General features: G+C 75.4%; 16 protein-coding genes and 1 riboswitch. Of the genes, 7 read left to right on the top strand and 9 right to left on the bottom strand.

Annotated features, from left to right (window positions below; genetic code table 11):
* Positions 1-25 precede the first annotated feature (25 nt).
* Complete coding sequence (locus RM780_RS10490) at positions 26-1,597, bottom strand: Hsp70 family protein (protein ID WP_311630335.1); 1,572 nt, start codon at positions 1,595-1,597, stop codon at positions 26-28.
* Between the two features lie 33 nt (positions 1,598-1,630).
* Entirely contained in the window at positions 1,631-2,194 is a 564-nt protein-coding gene (locus RM780_RS10485) for an Rv1733c family protein (protein WP_311630334.1), read from the bottom strand.
* Positions 2,195-2,486: 292 nt separating this feature from the next.
* Between RM780_RS10485 and RM780_RS10480 the strand changes: the two genes are divergently transcribed.
* From RM780_RS10480 to fxlM, 3 genes are read left to right on the top strand one after another with little or no spacing between them, the layout of a single operon-like run.
* A complete protein-coding gene (locus RM780_RS10480) occupies positions 2,487-2,861 on the top strand; it encodes an ATP-binding protein (RefSeq protein ID WP_311630397.1) in 375 nt (124 codons plus the stop codon).
* A complete protein-coding gene (locus RM780_RS10475) occupies positions 2,858-3,091 on the top strand; it encodes a hypothetical protein (RefSeq protein ID WP_311630333.1) in 234 nt (77 codons plus the stop codon). Before RM780_RS10480 ends, RM780_RS10475 begins: the two co-directional genes overlap by 4 nt.
* Positions 3,092-3,099: 8 nt before the next feature.
* Positions 3,100-4,101, top strand: coding sequence for a methyltransferase, FxLD system (fxlM, locus tag RM780_RS10470; RefSeq protein ID WP_311630332.1), 1,002 nt, complete (start codon positions 3,100-3,102; stop codon positions 4,099-4,101).
* Positions 4,102-4,268: 167 nt separating this feature from the next.
* Here the strand turns inward: fxlM and RM780_RS10465 are convergent, their stop codons facing one another.
* Genes RM780_RS10465 through RM780_RS10455 form a run of 3 tightly spaced genes read right to left on the bottom strand, consistent with a single transcriptional unit; the run spans position 4,269 to position 5,434 of the window.
* Positions 4,269-4,502 carry a type II toxin-antitoxin system RelE family toxin gene (locus RM780_RS10465; RefSeq protein WP_311630331.1) on the bottom strand — a complete coding sequence of 78 codons (234 nt, stop codon included), beginning with the start codon at positions 4,500-4,502 and terminating at the stop codon, positions 4,269-4,271.
* A gap of 15 nt (positions 4,503-4,517) precedes the next feature.
* Complete coding sequence (locus tag RM780_RS10460; protein WP_311630330.1) at positions 4,518-5,069, bottom strand: DUF6247 family protein; 552 nt, start codon at positions 5,067-5,069, stop codon at positions 4,518-4,520.
* A gap of 35 nt (positions 5,070-5,104) precedes the next feature.
* Positions 5,105-5,434, bottom strand: a complete 330-nt coding sequence (locus RM780_RS10455; RefSeq protein ID WP_311630329.1) for a winged helix-turn-helix transcriptional regulator — start codon at positions 5,432-5,434, stop codon at positions 5,105-5,107.
* 143 nt (positions 5,435-5,577) lie between these two features.
* Here RM780_RS10455 and RM780_RS10450 point away from each other — a divergent pair, with 143 nt between their 5' ends.
* Positions 5,578-6,471, top strand: coding sequence for an NAD(P)-dependent oxidoreductase (locus RM780_RS10450; RefSeq protein ID WP_311630327.1), 894 nt, complete (start codon positions 5,578-5,580; stop codon positions 6,469-6,471).
* Here the strand turns inward: RM780_RS10450 and RM780_RS10445 are convergent.
* Complete coding sequence (locus RM780_RS10445; protein ID WP_311630326.1) at positions 6,468-7,277, bottom strand: phosphotransferase; 810 nt, start codon at positions 7,275-7,277, stop codon at positions 6,468-6,470. The genes RM780_RS10450 and RM780_RS10445 overlap by 4 nt on opposite strands.
* 106 nt (positions 7,278-7,383) lie before the next feature.
* Between RM780_RS10445 and RM780_RS10440 the strand changes: the two genes are divergently transcribed.
* From RM780_RS10440 to RM780_RS10430, 3 genes are read left to right on the top strand one after another with little or no spacing between them, the layout of a single operon-like run.
* A complete protein-coding gene (locus RM780_RS10440) occupies positions 7,384-7,821 on the top strand; it encodes a hypothetical protein (protein WP_311630325.1) in 438 nt (145 codons plus the stop codon).
* Positions 7,822-7,835: 14 nt separating this feature from the next.
* Positions 7,836-10,571, top strand: a complete 2,736-nt coding sequence (locus tag RM780_RS10435; RefSeq protein WP_311630324.1) for a tetratricopeptide repeat protein — start codon at positions 7,836-7,838, stop codon at positions 10,569-10,571.
* Positions 10,572-10,573: 2 nt separating this feature from the next.
* On the top strand, positions 10,574-13,168 hold the full coding sequence (locus RM780_RS10430; protein WP_311630323.1) for an NB-ARC domain-containing protein: 2,595 nt from the start codon (positions 10,574-10,576) through the stop codon (positions 13,166-13,168).
* A gap of 78 nt (positions 13,169-13,246) precedes the next feature.
* On the opposite strand, the gene RM780_RS10425 is transcribed toward RM780_RS10430, so the two are convergent.
* The 3 genes from RM780_RS10425 to RM780_RS10415 all read right to left on the bottom strand — a co-directional run bounded on the left by RM780_RS10425 (position 13,247) and on the right by RM780_RS10415 (position 16,728).
* Complete coding sequence (locus RM780_RS10425; RefSeq protein ID WP_311630322.1) at positions 13,247-14,206, bottom strand: aldo/keto reductase; 960 nt, start codon at positions 14,204-14,206, stop codon at positions 13,247-13,249.
* An 88-nt stretch (positions 14,207-14,294) separates the two neighbouring features.
* Positions 14,295-15,818, bottom strand: coding sequence for a M23 family metallopeptidase (locus RM780_RS10420; RefSeq protein ID WP_311630321.1), 1,524 nt, complete (start codon positions 15,816-15,818; stop codon positions 14,295-14,297).
* 10 nt (positions 15,819-15,828) lie between these two features.
* Positions 15,829-15,999: riboswitch (cyclic di-AMP (ydaO/yuaA leader) on the bottom strand.
* 213 nt (positions 16,000-16,212) lie between these two features.
* Entirely contained in the window at positions 16,213-16,728 is a 516-nt protein-coding gene (locus RM780_RS10415) for a winged helix-turn-helix transcriptional regulator (RefSeq protein ID WP_311630320.1), read from the bottom strand.
* Positions 16,729-16,765: the final 37 nt, after the last annotated feature.

The raw sequence follows: 16,765 nt of genomic DNA, 5'->3' as shown, positions 1-16,765 counted from the left end.
CGACGTCCGCCCTGGTCCCGGCCGTTCAACACCCCGAGCCGGCCCGCCGCGCGCCGGGCGGCCCGGCGCCGGGCCCCGCGCCCGGTCCCTGCCCGCGGCGCGCCGCCTGGACCGCCTCGGCCGCCTCCGCCGCCGTGCGGCGCGAGACCATCACCCGGGCCGTACGCCCCGTGCCCGGGTGGGTGACGGCGGCGTGCAGGCGGGCGTTCGCGTCGACGTCCAGCACGAACTCCACCGGCCCGCCGCCCGGCGGCAGCGGGTCCGGCAGGTCGAGCACGGCCAGCAGCCGGTTCCCGGCCGGGGTGCGCGACTCGCCCGACCACAGCCCCACCGCCGAGGTCCCGGGCGGCAGTTCGAGGCCGGCCGAGCGCCGCACGGGTATGGAAACGCCCCGCCGCACCAGCGTGGTCAACTCCCCCGCCCCGCCCGCCGGAACCACCGGTCCGGCCAAGAGCGTGGCCGTGTTCGCGTCCAGCAGCAGGAACTTCCCCTGGAGCCCCGACAGCAGCGCCGCCTGCCAGGCCGCCCCGGCCGCCGCCCCCGCCGGGCCCGTGGTCCGCCGCGGCTCCGTGCCGCCGCAGCGCGCCCGCAGCAGCGCCGCCACGGCCGGCATCCGCCCCGCCTCGCCCGCGATCAGGATCTCCTCCACCTCCCCCGGCCCCGGCCGGTAGTCGCGGTGCGGGTCCATCGCCGCGAAGAGCACGTCGAGCAACGCCCCGCAGCGCGCGGTCAGATCGGCCGTCAGCCCCTCGAACTCCCGCCGGGTCACCGAGTCCACGAGGTCGAAGAAACGCCCGTCGCGGGCGCGTTGGAGAAACGGCACCCGCACCGTCGCCTCCGCCGCCGAGGTCAGCTCGGCCTTGGCCCGCTCCGCGGCCTCCGTCACCCGCCGCACCGCCGCCACGTCCCGCCGCAGGCCCGCCCCGTGCAGCTCCTCGAAGCCGTCGATCAGGCGCCCGGCCAGCCGCTGGTCCCACAGCGCCCCGCCCAGCGCGCCGTCCCCCGCGGTGGCCAGCACGTCGCACACCCCGTCGCCCGCGTCGGCCAGCGTCGCGCCCAGGCTGCCGCCGCCCAGGTCGAAGATCAGCGCCGTGCGCGTCTCGTCCGGCGGCAGCGCCGCGGTGTACGCCAGGGCGGTGGCCACCGTGTCGGCGATCACCCGCGGCACGGTCAGCCCGGCGCGGCCCGCCGCGTCCACCAGCGCCTCGCGCCCCTCGGGCCCCAGGTGCGCGGGCGCCGCGAACACGGCCGACCGCGGGCGTTCCCCCAGCTCGCGCTCGGCGTCGTCCAGCAGCGCCGCGATCAGCGCGGCGGCCAGGTCCTCCGGCTCGTACCGCGCCCCGGCGTGCTCGAACCGCCAGCCGCGCCCCAGCCCCACCGGCACCCGCTCCACCGTCGCGGCCGGGTGCAGCACCGCCCGGTCGCGGGCGGCCTGCCCGACCAGCCGCCGCCCGTCCTCGGTGAACGCCACCACGCTGGGCGTGCGGGTCGAGCCCGTGCGCCCCGGGAGGACCCGCACGCCGCCGCGCGCCGGGTCGAACACCGCGATCGAGGACGCCGAGGCCCCCAGGTCGATGCCCACCGCCACCCTGCTCATGCCGACCAGAGTGGCACGCCGCCCCGGGCCCGGTCAGGCCCCGCGACACCACTGCGGCGCGATCTCCGCCCACTCGCGCTCCCAGCGCTCGCGGCAGCGCGCCTCAAGCCGGGCGCGCGCCCCGTGGCGCAGGCCCACGACCGCGAGGCCGGTGCCGGCCGCGGCGGCGGCGCCCAGCACCGCGCCGCCGGCCCACGCGACGGCGGGCGGCGGCGGCTCGGGCTGCACCCGGCCCTCGCCGTCCACCCAGACGGTCACGCGGGTGCCGGCCGGCGTCCCGGGCCCGAGCAGCGTCCAGCCGGTCCCCGGCGCCCCGTCCTCCCCGGCCCAGCGCACGGAGGCGGGGGAACGCCCGCCGTGCAGGCCGTGCGACTCGGGCACGTCCTCGGTGACCTCGGCCGCGACCGGCCGCAGCTCCTCGGCCTGCCGCAGCATGGCCGAGGCGGCGCCCGTCGCGGTGAGCGCGGCGGCGGCCGGAACGCCCACCAGCAACGCGCCCCAGGCCGCGACCCCGATCCACGCCTCCGCGACATCCGAACGGCGCCGCAGCGGATTGCGCCGCCAGCGCCAGAGCAGAACGGTTCCCTTCCTCTTCATACGCACGGCACGCCTCCCGCCTCGCCCGCGTCCTTGCTACGGCCCTCGTGCGGAAGGAGTACCCGCGCGGCGCGAAACCGAACAGAAGCGGAAATCCCCCCCGGCAGTCGCCGCACATGGCCGCGCGTTACGGCCGCATGGCCGCGCCTTGCGGTCCCGCCGTTCCGATCTACCAGACCACCTGGCCGAGCCGGGAATCTACACCCGCATCCACAACCGTTGAGTGAATCTCAGCGGTTCTCTCGCTGATCTTCTTCCTGCTTCACCCGCGCCGGTGGTGTGGACGGTGCCGATGTCCCCGCGCTCGGTCGCGGACGTCCGCCGGCTCGGCGGCGTCACCCGGGAGAGGGAACTGCCCCTGGCCGTGGAGCGGTTGGACGACCTCGTGCTGTGCGCGAGCGAGCTGATGACCAACGCCCTCAGGCACGGCGGCGGGCTGGACACCGTCTGCGTCGCGTGGACGGAACGGGCCATCAGGGTCGAGGTGTTCGACCGCAGCCCCTCCCTCTCCCGCACGGCCCCGCCCACGCCCGACGCGGAGTGCGGGCGCGGCCTGGTCCTGGTGGCGGCCCTGGCCGACCGCTGGGGCTGGGGCCCCCGCGGCGAGGGCAAGGCTGTCTGGTGCGAGCTGGACGTACCCCAGGCCCGAAGGGGCGAGCACGCATGAGGCAGAACGACAGCGGCGCGGTCGTCGGCGTCACCGTCGACGCGGCGAGCATCCGCCAGGGCGATCAACTGCTCATGGGCGGCCAGGTCTTCACCGTCCGCGACATAAGAGCCCTCCCCCGCGGCGCCCGCCGCCTCGACTTCGGCAGCGGCGAATCCTTTACGATGAGCCCCGCCACGGTCCTCTACGCGATGCGCCGCGTCGACCCACGCCGCCACATCGGCGGGTGAGGGGCGACGTGGGCTTTGCAGAGCTGCGCGAGCGCATGGTGCGGGAGCTGGTGGAGCGCGGCGCGATCGTGTCCGCGGCCGTCGAGGCGGCGTTTCGCGCGGTTCCCCGGCATCGCTTCGCTCCCGGGGTTCCGGCGGCGGAGGTGTACGGCGCGCCGGAGGCGATCTTCACCAAGCGGGCCGAGGGCGGCCGGGCCGTCAGCTCGATCTCCGCCTCGTGGCTGCACGCGCGCATGCTGGAGGCCGCTGAACTGGCTCCGGGCATGCGGGCGTTGGAGATCGGCTCCGGTGGGTGCAACGCCGCGCTCCTGGCCGAGATGGTCGGCCCGGACGGGTCCGTGACCAGCGTGGACATCGACCCCGAGATCACCGGCCGCGCGCGACGGCTGCTGGACGAGACCGGATACGCGCGGGTGCAGGTCCGCACGGGCGACGGCGCGCAACCCCTCGCGGAGACCCCCGCCGAGGGCTGGGACCGCATCGTGGTCACCACCGGGGCCGCCGACCTCCCGGACGCGTGGTTCGGCCAATTGGCCCCGCAGGGGCGGCTGATCGTTCCCCTGCGCTTCCGCGGCCTGTCCCGCACCCTCGCGTTCGCCTGGGAAGGGGAGCATCTGCGCAGCGACACCACCGTGATCTCCGGCTTCCTGGCGATGCAGGGGCAGAGCGCGCACGCGCCACGTTCGGTGCGGCTGGCCGGTCCAGAGGTCCGGCTGGTGGTCGACGAGGGCCAGCCGACCGACGACCGAGCGCTGCGCGGAGCGTTCGCCACGCATCCGAACGAGCGCTGGACCGGTGTGGAACTGACCGGCTCGGAGGGGTTATTGCCCCCGCTGAACGTATGGCTGGCGGGGGCCGTGTCTCCGTACGGGCGGCTTCGTGCGTCTTCCGCGGCGGCGGAACGGGGGCTGGTGGGGTGGGTTCCGAGCATCGGCGCGGGCGCGGTGTGGAACGACGATTCGCTCGCCTACTTGGCGCTGCGCCGCGCACCGGGAGAAGGTGAGCACTAGGAGTTGGGCGCCATCGGCCACGGCCCCGGCGGGGAGGGCGACGCGGCGAGCCTGTCGTACGCGCCTACCGACGCCGAGGCTCGGAGCAGCCCAGCGGCGTGGTCATCGAGAAGCGCAGCGCACGGCTCACCGTGACATGACGACTGGAACGGCAGGAGGTCGGAGCCTCAGAGAGCAGTGATGCGCAGCACCGTCACGGTGATGATGTGGTCGGAGATCATGTAGAGGATCTGCCCTGCGGGGAAGTCGCGCCAGAAGGTGCCGTGGGCGCCCTTCTTGGCGCCGCGGTAGGGATCGTCGCGGATCTTGCTGAGTTCCTTATCGACGGCCTTGCGCGCAGTGGGGGGCAGGGCCCGCAGTTGTTCCTCCGCGACCTGCACATAGCGAAGTTCGTACCTCACGGCGGGTAACTTCCCTCAGGGGGAGGGGAACATGCTCATGTCGCCCGCCTCGATCCGGCGGGCCAAGTCCGCGTCCTTCTCGTTCTGTTCGGGGTTCGCCTCGCGCAAGGCCGTGCCCCACCAGTCGTGGATGACGGCGAGCGGGGCCCGGTGATCGTGGAGCGATTCCGCGCGGGAGAGCGCTCCGGAGAAGTCGAGTTCGAACCGGGCGCGGTCGTCGTCCGACAGTGCCGCGTGGACGGCGGGGCCGGTGCGGTCCACCCAGCGGGTGGGGTCCTGTTGCGGGGGGTGCGGGCGGCGGGTGATCAGCGCGTCCTCGCGGGCGGCGGCCTCGTCCTGCGCGGCCGTCTCGGCCGGGCCGCCGGCCTCCAGCCACCAGCGCCGCACGACCGCGGCCACCGGCTCGACCTCGAACGTCAGCCGGGCCCCGCGCAGCGCGAACGCCAGCTCGTCCCGGAACCGGACCCGCTGTTCCGGTGACAGCCGCGCCCACACCCAGGCGCCGTCCAGCCGGCCAACCGTCTCCCGTTGCTCCACCGGGCGCACCTCCTCGCTCCACGCGAGCACGTAGCGTACCGGCCCGGCCCGGCCCGGCCCGGCCCCTACGGCAGTGCCACGATCCGGTCCATGTGTTCCTCGCCCCACTCGCCCAGGGGGGCGAGGGCCGTGTTGAGGGAGGCGCCGAAGTCGGTCAGGGAGTACTCCACCTTGGGGGGGACCTGGTGGTAGACCTCGCGGTGGATCAGGCCGCTGGTTTCCATTTCGCGGAGCTGGAGGATCAGGATGCGCTCGCTGATGCCGGCGACCGCGCGTTTCAGCTCGCCGAAGCGCAGGGGGCCCTCGCCGAGGGAGAAGAGGATCAGGCCCTTCCACTTGCCGCCCATGACGGCGATGGCGGCGTCGAGTCCGCAGGTGTAGGTCCGCTGGGGCATGGAGGGAAGCGCTCCTCACTGACATGAATGTGGGTACCGAACAGAATTGTAGGTACTTGAGGGAATGTGCGTGCCGTCGCAGGATGAACGGGCGCCGCGCCGCGATCCGTGCGGCGATTCCCCTCGACGATCCGGAGTGACGTATGACCAGGGACACCCCTATGCCCGTGACCGTCATCGGGCTCGGCGCCATGGGACGGGCGCTGGCCGGGGCGTTCGTGCGGGCCGGGCATCCGACGACCGTGTGGAACCGCACGGCGGCCAAGGCCGCGCCGCTGGTGAAGGAAGGGGCGGTGCAGGCCGGGACGGCGGCGGAGGCGGTCGCGGCGAGCCCGCTCGTCGTCGCGTGCCTGACCACCTTCGAGGACACCCGCGCCGCGCTGGAGCCGGCCGCGGCGGCGCTGGCCGGGCGTTCCCTCGTGACGCTGAACAGCGGCTCGCCCGCCGGGGCCCGCGCCTTGGCGGCCTGGGCCACGGGGAACGGGGCGCGGTTCCTGGCCGGGGCGGTCAAGAACGTGCCCTCGGCCGTGGGCGCGGCGGACACGCTGCTGTACTACGGCGGCGACGCGGCGGTCTTCGAGGAGCACGAGGCGACGCTGCGGGTCCTGGGCGGCGACACCGTGTACCTCGGGCCCGAGACCGACCTGGCCGCGCTGTACGAGATGGCGGTGGGCGCGATGCTGCTGCCCGCGCTGACCGGCTTCTTCCAGGGCGCGGCGCTCGTGCAGGCCCGCGGCCTGGAGGCGCGCAGCATGGTGCGGTTCGCCGGGAAGTGGCTGGACATGATCAAGTCCGTGCTGCCGGTCTTCGCCGGGGAGATCGACCGCCGGGACTACAGCGACGGCGCCTCCTCCGTGAACCTCTTCCTCGCGGGGGCGGCCCACGAGGAGGAGGTGGGCCGGGAGGCGGACGTCGACACGGCCTGGCTGGCACCCCTGTACGACCTGGTGCGGCGCGCGGCGGACGCCGGGTACGGGGAGCACAGCATCGCCGCGCTGACGGAGGTGCTGCGGAAGCCGAGGGAAGCGGCCACCTAGCGGACGAGCGCCGCCCGGAGGTCCGAGCGGTGGGCGGCCTGCCACCGCTGGAGGCGGTCCCAGCGGGCCCAGCCGCCGTGGGCGGCGATGGCCTCGGTGAACGCCGGGGAGCCCGCGGCGACTTGGGCGGTGACGAAGGCGCGGGTGCGGGCGGTGGCGGCCTCGATCACGGAGGGGAGGAGCGCGCGGTCGCCGGCCGGGAGGCCGTAGGCGTCGGCGAAGAGCCGCAGGCGCGCGGGCACGTCGAGGTGGTCGCGGCTGGTGACGGCGGCGGACTCGGGGTCGAGCACCGGGACCCAGTAGCGGGCGGCCATGGCCAGGTCCCACAGCGGGCGGCCGGGCGCGGCCAGGTCGAAGTCGATGAGGCCGGCGGCCTCGCCGCCGCGGAAGACGACGTTCTCCAGGCACAGGTCGTTGTGGCACAGCACCGGCCCGCCCTCGGGGTCGGCCAGGTCGGCGGGCCAGGGCACGGACGGGTCGGGGGGAACGGCCGCGGCGGCGTCGTGGTAGCGGCGCAGGAGGCGGGCGACGGAGGCCAGCGCCCCGGGCGCGTGGGACCAGGCCGGGTAGGGCGGGACGGCCACCTCGCCGGGGAGGTAGCTCAGGCGCTCGCGCCCGGCGGCGGGCGGGCCGAGGGGGACGGGGGCGGCGTCGAAGGAGCGGACGCGCAGGGCCCGCAGGTGGGCGTGGAGGGCCAACGCGTGGGGCGGGGCCGGGCGTTCGACCGCCTCGCCGTCGCGGCGGACGGCGCCGGGGTGGCAGAGGCCGCCGGGGAGGGGGTCGTCCGCCTCGGGGAGCGCGTTCATGCGGGAACCGTAACGGGTCTGGTGCGATTGGCCGTTGGGCGGGAAAGGTGAAGATTACGTCCGGTAGCCTGACGGTGCCGAGGAGCCGACGCCTGGGGGATGACAGATGGAGCCGATTTCGCTGGCCGTGCTGGCGGCCCTCGCCGGTGGTGCCGGCGGGGAGTTGGGGCGGCAGGTCTGGCAGGGGCTGTCCGGGATCATCCGGCGGACCGTCAGGGGCGGCGCCGAGGAGGCGGCGCTGGACGCGCTGGAGGAGCGGCCCGAGGACGAGGCGCGGGCCGGGGAGCTGGAGCGGGCCATCCGCGAACGCCGGGCGGCCGACGCCGAGTTCGAGCGCGCGCTGCGGCTGTGGGAGGCACAGTTCCGCGCCACGCTGGACGCCGACCCCGAGGCCGCCGAGGCGCTGCTCGCGGCCGTCGCCCGGCACGAGGGCGCGGAGGACGGCCAGGGCCCGCGCGTGCACAACGACTTCCGCCACGCGACCTTCAACGGCCCCGTCCAGGGCAGCGGCACGCAGCACATCACCTATCAGCAGAAGCCGTAACGGCCGGTTCGCGCATGGCCGGAAAGACCGGGAAGAGCAGCAAGAGCAGTAAGAGCAGCGGCAAGAGCGGCAAGAAGAAGAAGCCCGGCGGGCGGGGGCACCCGGGCAACGACCTGCGCAAGGGCGCGTTCCACGGCCCGGTGCAGGGCAGCGGCACCCAGCACATCACCTACAACGCCCTCTCCGCGCCCGCCTCGCCCACCGCGCTGGACGCCCTGCCGCCCGTCCCGCCCGAGTTCACGGGGCGGGACGAGGACCTGGAGGGCCTGCTGGCGCTCCTCGCCCCGCCCGGCCGGAGCGCCGGCGACGGGGACAGTGACGGGGACGGGGACGGCGACGACCCCGTGCCCTCCACGGCCGTGGTCGCCGGCCTGCCCGGCGTCGGCAAGACCAGCCTGGCCGTGGCCGCCGGGCACCGCGCGCTGGAGGAGGGCTGGTTCACCGGCGTGCAGGTGATCAACCTCCGCGGCTACGACCAGAGTCCGGTGCAGCCGGCCCAGGCCCTGGACGCGCTGCTGCGCTCCCTCGGCGTGCCCGACGCGGGCGTCCCGCCCACCCCGGACGGGCGCGAGAGCTTCTACCGCTCGCGGCTGGCCCGCCTGGCGCGGGAGGGCGAGCGGCTGCTGATCGTGCTGGACAACGCCTCCGACCCCGCGCAGATCCGGCCGCTGCTGCCCGGAACGGCCCACCACCGCGTGGTGGTCACCTCGCGGCACACCCTCATCGGCCTGGGCGCGCGGCTGATCACCCTGCGGACGCTGAGCGTCGAGGGCTCGGTGCGGCTGCTGCGCCGCACGCTGCGGGTGGCCGACCCCGGGGACCGGCGCGTGGAGGAGGACCCGGCCGGGGCCGAGGCCCTGGCGCGCGCCTGCGGGCGCCTGCCGTTGGCGTTGCAGATCACCGGCTCGCTGCTGACCGCCGACCCCGGCCAGCCGCTGGCCGAACGGGCGGGGCAACTCGCCGCGGCCGGGGACCGGTTGTCGGGGCTGGACGACGGAACGCGCACGGTGCGTGCGGTGTTCCGGGAGTCGCTGGAGCGGACCACCCTGCAACAGGCCGAGCTGTTCCGGCTGCTGAGCCTCAACCCCGGCCCGGTCATCTCGACCAAGGCCGCCTCCCTGCTGGCCGACCGCGGCGAGCAGGAGACGCGGGCCCTGCTCGACGCGCTCGCGCTCGCCCACCTGATCGACCGCTCCCCCACCGCCCGCGATCGATGGCAGATGCACGACCTGGTCAGGGACTTCGCCGCCGAGGAGGCGCGGGCGCACGCCGAGCGCAGCCGCGACGCCAGGCGCCGTTACCAGCAGGCGCAACTGCGGCTGACCAAACATTATCTGCGCACCGTCTCCTCGGCGGCCAAGTGGGTCGAGGCCCTGCCTGGCGAGCAGATCGCGGGCCTGTTCGCCAGCCGCGAGGAGGCGCTGAGCTGGCTGGACGAGGAGCAGCCCACGCTGACCGCCCTGCGGCACACCATGCCGCGCGAGGCGGAACTGACGCAGCTCGCCCTGACATTGGCCTCCTACTTCCAGCAGCGGCACGCCTTCGACCAGCTCCACGAATTCGCGGTGATGGCCCGGGACATCGCCCGGGAGACGGGCAACGCCCAAGGCGAGGCGGGCGCGGGCGGACTGATCGCCGGCTGCCTGCTGAACATGGAGCGCCCCGCCGAGGCGCTGGCCGCCGCCGAGGAGGCGGAGAAGCGGGCGCGGGAGGCCGGGATGAGCGAGCTGGTGGCCCGCGCCCGGGACGTGACCGGCGACGCGCTGCGGGCCCTGGGCCGGCACGAGGAGGCGCTCGCGGTCTACCGGGAGACGCGCGACGCGTTCCGGCGGCTCGGCGCGCGGCCGGAGGAGGCGCAGGCCGAGATGGACATCTCGCTGTCGCTGGAGACGCTCAAGCGCTACCCCGAGGCACTGGAGGCGGCGCGGACCTCCCTCGAGCTGCGGCGCGCGCAGGCGGACCCCCCGGGGGAGGCGCGCTCCCTGCTCCAGATCTCCGACTGCCTGCGGGCGCTGCGGCGGCTTGAGGAGGCGCTGGAGGCGGGCGGGGCGGCGCGCGAGCGGGCGGCGGCGGCCGGGGAGGCGGGACTTGAGTCCGCGGGCCTGCGCAGCACGGCCGCCCTCCTGGACGACCTGGGGCGTTACGAGGAGTCCCTGACGGCCGGCGAGCGCGCCCGGGAGCTGAGCCGCGAGCTCGGCCTGCGCTCCGACGAGGCGTACGCGGACCTGAAGATCACCCATGCCCTGCGCGGCCTGGGGCGCCACGAGGAGGCGCTGGCCCGCGCGGAGGCCGTGCGGGAGGCGGGGCGCGAGACCGGCTCCGAGGTGCTGCGGGCCCACGGCCTGAGCGCGGTAGGCCGGGCCCTGGAGGCGCTGGGGCGCTTCGACGAGGCGGTCGCGGCGGCGGAGGAAGCCGCTGCCGTCTGGACGGAGCTGGGCGACGCGGACGGCGTCGCCCGCTGCCGGTACAACGCGGGCACGGCGCTGCGCAACGGCGGCCGGGCGGAGGAGGCGGTCGCGGCGGCCGGGGAGGCGGTGCGCTACTTCGAGGGCTCGAGCGACCTGTTCGAGACCGGGCTGGCCAACGAGGGCCTGGCGCTGGCCCTGGCCGCCGCCGGGCGGGGAACGGCCGAGGTGGCCGGGGCGTGGCGGCGCTCGGCGCAGGCGTACCGGGCGGCCGGGGATCAGCCGGCGGCCGAACGCGCGGAGCGTGCCGGGGAGTTGGCGACCGAGGCGGGGCCGGAGGCGTAGCGGTGGCGAGCAAGAGCGCCAAGGGCGGCGGCGGGAAGAGCGCCAAGAACAGCAAGGGCGGCAAGAACCGGCGCAAGGGCGGCGGTCGGCCGCAGCACAACGACTTCCGCCACGGGACGTTCGCCGGCCCCACCGCCGTCAACGGCCCCCAGTTCAACTACAACGGCCTGGCCGCCCCCGCCACGCCCACCGCGCTGCGCGGACTGTCCGCCCCGCCGCCGGAGTTCACGGGCCGGGAGGAGCAGGTCGGCACGCTGCTCGGCCTGTTCGCCCCGCCAGGGGCCCGCCCCGCGAGGGAAACGCCCGGGGCCGGCGCGGACCCGGCCCCGGCGGCCGTGGTGGTGACCGGCCTGCCCGGCGTCGGCAAGACGACGCTGGTGGCAGCCGCCTGGGAGCGCGCCCGGGAGAAGAAGTGGTTCTCCGGCGTGCAGTTCGTGGACCTGCGCGGCTACGGCCCCAGCCCCGTGGAGCCCGCGCAGGCCCTGGGCTCGCTGCTGCGCTCCCTCGGCGTGCCGGACGCGCACATCCCCTCCGGCCCCGACGAGCGCGCCGGCCTCTACCGCTCGCGGCTGGAGGAGTTCGCGGCCGGGGGCGAGCGGCTGCTGATCGTGCTCGACAACGCCTCCGACCCCGAGCAGGTACGGCCGCTGCTGCCCGGAACGCCCCACCACCGGCTCGTGGTCACCTCGCGGCGCACCCTCATCGGCCTGGGCGCGCGGCTGATCCCGCTGCGCACGATGAGCCCGGAGGGCTCCGTCGACCTGCTGCGCCGCACGCTGCGGGTGGCCGACCCGGAGGACCGGCGCGTGGAGGAGGACCCGGCCGGGGCCGAGGCCCTGGCCCGCGCCTGCGGCTACCTGCCCCTGGCGTTGCAGATCACCGGCTCCCTGCTGACCGCCGACCCCGGCCAGCCGCTGGCCGAACGCGCGGCCCAACTCGCCGTGGCCGAGAGCCGTCTGGGCGACCTCACCGACGGATCGCGTGCGGTGCGCGCCGTCTTCGAGGAGTCCCTGGCCCTGCTCACGCCCCAGCAGGCCGAGTTGTTCCGGCTGCTGAGCCTCAACCCCGGCCCGCAGATCTCCACCAAGGCGGCCTCCCTGCTGGCCGACCGCGGCGAGCAGGAGACGCGGGCGCTGCTGAACTCGCTGGCCATGGCCCACCTGATCGACCGCTCCCCCACCGTCCGCGACCGCTGGCATCTGCACGACCTGCTGGGCGAGTTCGCCGCCGAACAGGCCAGGGAGCACGCGCAGCGCAGCCGGGAGGCCAGGCGCCGCCACCAGCAGGCCCGTTCGCGGCTGATGGACCATTACCTGCGCACCGTGACCTCGGCCGGGAAGTGGCTGAACGCCGGCCCGGACGAACAGGTCGCGGGCCTGTTCGGCAGCCGGGAGGCGGCCATGAGCTGGCTGGACGACGAGCGCTCCACGCTCTCGGCGGTGGCCTACGCCATGCCGGACGACCCGCGGGTGGCCGAGTTCGTCGGGGCGCTGTCCGCCTACTTCGAGGAGCGGCGGTTCTTCGACGAGCTGATCGGATTCGCCACGGTGGCCCGGGACATCGCCCGGGAGACGGGCAACCGCGTGGCCGAGGCGCAGGCGTGGCTGATGATCGGCGGCTCCCAGCACCAACTGGAGCGCGGGGAGGAGGCGTTGGAGGCGGGCCTGGCCGCGGTCCGCCTCGCGCGCGAGGCGGGCAACCGCGAGGTGGAGGCCGCCGGGCAGTTGGTCGCCTGCGGCGCCCTCCAGATGCTGCGCCGCCCCGCCGGGGCCGTCGAGGCGGCGACCGCCGCCCGCGACCTCTACGAGGGCACGCCCAACGGCCACGGCCGGGCGAACGCGTGGGTCTCGCTCTCGGCGGCGCTGCGGGACGCCCGCCGGTTCGCCGAGTCGCTGGAGGCTGCGGAGCGCGCCGTGGCCGTGAGCCGGGAGGTCACCTACCCCGACGCGGAGGCCGACGCGCTGCGCAGCCTGGCCTCGACGCTGAACGGGCTGGGGCGCCACGAGGAGGCGAGGCAGGCGGCCCGGGAGGCGCGGCGCCTGGGGCGCGAGACGGGCAACCTCGACACGGTGGGGCGCTGCTGGGGCATCGAGGCCGAGGCCCTGCGCAAGCTGGGGCGGCACCGGGAGGCGGGCGACGCCGGCCTGGCGATGCGGGAGACGGGCCGCGAGCTGTCCAGCCGGGAGCTGGAGGCCAACGGCTGGCTCCAGATGGGCCTGGCCCTGGAGCACATGGAGCGCTACGAGGAGGCGCTGGAGGCGGCCCGGGTCTCGGCCGGGCTCTGGCGCGACCAGGGCGACGCCGAGGGCGAGGCCATGACCTGGCACAACGCGGCCACGGCCCTCCTCGGCCTGGGCCGCTCGGAAGAGGCCCGGGCGGAGGCCGCACGCGCGGCGGCCTTCTTCGCGGACCTCGGCGACGCGTTCCTGACAGGCCAGGCCCACGAGGGCTACGCCAAGGCCCTACGAGCGACGGCCGCACCCCCCGAGGAGATCACGGCGGCCTGGCACCGCTCGGCGGAGGCGTACGAGGCGGCCAACGCCCCCGACCAGGCCGAAACGGCCCGCCGCGAGGCGAAGGGTCCGAACCGGGACTGACGGGCGTTTGAACACCGGGGCCCGCCCCGGACGTTGCCCAATAGGGACCAACGACAGCGGCAGGCCGCCCCGCGGAGGCTACACGTCCGGCGTCGAAGCCGCCGACAGCGAGGCCAGTTCGGACTCCGTCAGCATCACGCCGCTCAGAGCGAGAAGCGGCGGAAGCTGGTCGGGCGTGCGCGCGCTCGCGATGGGGGCGGCGACGGTGGGCTGGGCCGCGAGCCAGGCCAGGGCGATCGTGGCCGGGGAGAGGGCGCGGTCGGCGGCGATCCGGTCGAGCGCGGCGAGGACGCGGCGGCCACGCTCCGTGGCCAGGTACTCGCCGGCGCGGCCGGACCGCGCCGACTCAACGGGCGTGTCGGGGCGGTACTTTCCGGTCAGGAAGCCGGAGGCGAGCGCGAAATAGGGCATCGCGGCCAGCCCGTTGCGGGCGGCGACGGCCGCGAGTTCGCCCTCGTAGGTCTCCCGGGAGACCAGGTTGTAGTGCGGCTGCACCGCGACGTACCGGGCCAGGCCCTCGCTGTCGGAGAAGGCCAGGGAGGCGGCCAGGCGCTCGGGCGAGATGTTGGAGGCGCCGATCTCGCGGACCTTGCCCGCCTTCACCAGCTCGTCCAGGGCCGAGATGATCTCGGAGACGGGCACGGACTCGTCGTCGAAGTGCGTGTAGTACAGGTCGATATGGTCCGTTCCCAGGCGGCGCAGGGACTCGTCGGCCGCGCGCTTGAGGGTCTCGGCCGCCAGCCCCTTGAAGTCCGGGTGGCCGCCGCCCTTCGTCGCGACCACGATCTCCTCGCGCCGCCCGCGCCGGGCCAGCCACCGGCCGATGATGGTCTCCGACTCGCCGCCCCGGTTCCCCTCGACCCAGGCGGAGTAGACGTCGGCGGTGTCGATGAAGTTGCCCCCGCCGCCCGCGTAGGCGTCGAGCACGGCGAACGAGGCGGCCTCGTCCGCCGTCCAGCCGAAGGCGTTCCCGCCCAGGCACAGGGGCGAGATCGTGAGCGAACCGAGGGTGCGGGGGGCGCGAAGCGGTGCGGTCATGCGCCCCAGGTTAGACCGGCGGCCCTGGCGTCGGGGGGAGGCCGCCAGGGCCGCCGGGGTAGTGCGCGCGACGCGGAGGAACGGCCCCTCAGATCGTCAGGCCCTTGCCGCGGAGCCAGGCCAGCGGGTCGATGGGGCTCTCGCCGGGCCTGATCTCCAGGTGCAGGTGCGGGCCCGTGGAGTTGCCCGTGGAGCCGACGTTGCCGATCGTGTCGCCCGTGTCGACCCGGTCGCCGGGCGAGACGCCCATCGAGGAGAGGTGGCAGTACCACACCTCGGTGCCGTCCTCCAGCTCCACGATCACGCGGTACCCGTAGGAGCCGGCCCAGGCCGCCTCCTGGACGGTGCCGGTGTGGACGTTGCGGATCGGCGTCCCGGCGGGGGCGGAGAGGTCGAGGCCGGTGTGGTTGGCCTGCCACAGCGAACCTGCCGCGCCGAACAGCGAGGAGAGGCGGAAGTCACCCAGCGGCAGCGAGAAGCTCTCGCGCAGCTCACGCAGACGCTCCTCCTCCTCGCGGCGCTCGCGCTCCTCCTCGGCCTGGCGGCGGCGCTCCTCCTCGGCCGCGCGCTCGGCCTCGGCCGCGGCGGCGGCCTCCTCGGCGGCGGCGTCCACGGCCTCGGCGCGGGCCTCGGCCTCCGCCTCGGCGTCCTGGTGGTCGGCCTGGGCGAGAATCCGAGCGCGCAGCGCCTCGCCCGCGTCGGTGACGCCGGCGGCCACGTCGGCGTCGGGCAGCGCGGCCTCGCTCAGCGGGGCGGTGGCCAGCGCGGTGTCGCCGGAGCCCCCCGCGTCGGAGCCGCCGGCCAGGCCGAGCAGGCCGCCGAGCATCGGCACGTCGTCTCGCAGGGTGTCGGCCGCGGCGCCCATGCCGGGAACGGAGGACGCGCCGCCCTCGTTGGCCGTGGCCATGCCGCCGGCGCCGACCGCGGCCATCACGCCGACGCCCAGCACGGCGCGGCTGCGCGCTATCGTGCCGCCGCGCTGGCGGGCGACGCGGTGCCGGCCGCGCACGGGGCGGATCGATTCGGCGCTGGGGTTCCACTCCGCGTAGGGCTCCTCGGCGGAGACGGAGGGGCCGAAGTAGTCGGGGGCGGAGGCGAGGTCCGCGAAGGCGGAGGAGGAGCCGGGGGCGGGAACGGCCGCGAGCGTGGTGGTGGCCGGGTCCTCGGCGGTGGCCTCGTCGCCGGTCCGCGGCGCGGCCTGGGGGAGCGTCAGTCCGGGCGCCGCGGGAACGGCCGCCTCGGAGGGGCCGGAGACGGCCGGGGCCGTCGGGACCTCGGCGGGACGCGCGTAGGAGGCGGGCGCGGTGCGACCGAAGGGCGCGAAGCTCGCGGTGTCCGTGAGCGCGTCGCTCGACGCGTCGGGCCGGCCGAACGCCTGGGGCTGGGCGAACGCGGCTGGCTGGGCGAACGTCGCGGTGCCGGTCGCGCCGGGGAAGCGGGAGAGGTCGGAGAAGCCCGGGAAGGCCGGGGCCGCCTGGTGGGCCGCGGCGGCGGCCGTGCGGGCCGCACCGCCGTGCGCGGGGTCCTGGCCCCCGAAGCCGTACCCGTCCAAGGGTCCGTACGGGGCCGGATACGCGTCCTCACGAGGTGAGGCATGCGGGTTCAACGCCACGGGGGCGCTCTCCTTTCCTTCCTCTCGCCTACCGGGTTAGCTGACGGGTTCGGAGCAGGAAGGTCCCCTACGAGCGGCCGGCCGTGGGTGGCAGCCGGCGGTCCGATTCACCCCACGTGGTGGTTCCCCGGTTCCTTTGGTGCAGTTGTTTCGCACGCGCCGGATTCGGCGACGGAGCACGGTGCCGTCTCTTGCGACGGCGGTGACGACCGCGCTGCGTTATCGAACGTTAATAGACGACCGGCTCCGATTCCAAGTGGTCGGGGGAAATAAGCGCACCCGCTGACCAGGATTTTCAGCCAGCAAGCGCGCCAAAGCGGGCATAACAGCGACCTTCTGTCTGCGGATGAGTAGCTGACGGTGCGTCAATTGTTATGCCGGTGAGATCCCGCGCTCACCCCTCGTGTTCTTTCCCGGGCGCACCGTACGCCTCGCGCGCCTCACGGGCATCGTAGGCGGCGCGCGCCGCGACGATCTCCGACTGGTGCCGCTCGGTCCAGGCGACGAGCGACTGGATCGTGGCGTGCAGGGTCGAACCCAGGGGCGTGAGGGCGTAGTCCACGCGCGGCGGGACGGTCGGGTGCACGGTCCTGCTGACCAGGCCGTCGCGCTCCAGGTGGCGCAGGGTGCGGGTCAGCATGCGCTGGCTGATGCCGTCGATCTCGCGGCGCAGCTCCGTGAAGCGCAGCGACTCGCAGTCCAGCAGGGCGATGACCAGCAGGGACCACTTGTCCGCGATCCGGTCCAGGATCTGCCGGACCTCGCAGTCCTCGCGCACGTCCCACTGCTTGACGTCGTAGGGATAGTCGGCGACGCAGTCGGCGGTGTCCTCCCCGGCCGGGGCCGCCGGGGCCGGGGCCGTCACGGTATCCCGCATGTGCCCGGGGGACTTCAAAGTGCCTTCTTCCATGCGGGAATGGTTCCCCATGATGCTGTCGGTTACAAGA

This window comes from Streptomyces boetiae, assembly GCF_031845405.1.
In the GTDB taxonomy this organism is placed as follows: Bacteria; Actinomycetota; Actinomycetes; order Streptomycetales; family Streptomycetaceae; genus Streptomyces; species Streptomyces boetiae.
This window is presented reverse-complemented; position numbering and strand designations above follow the sequence as displayed.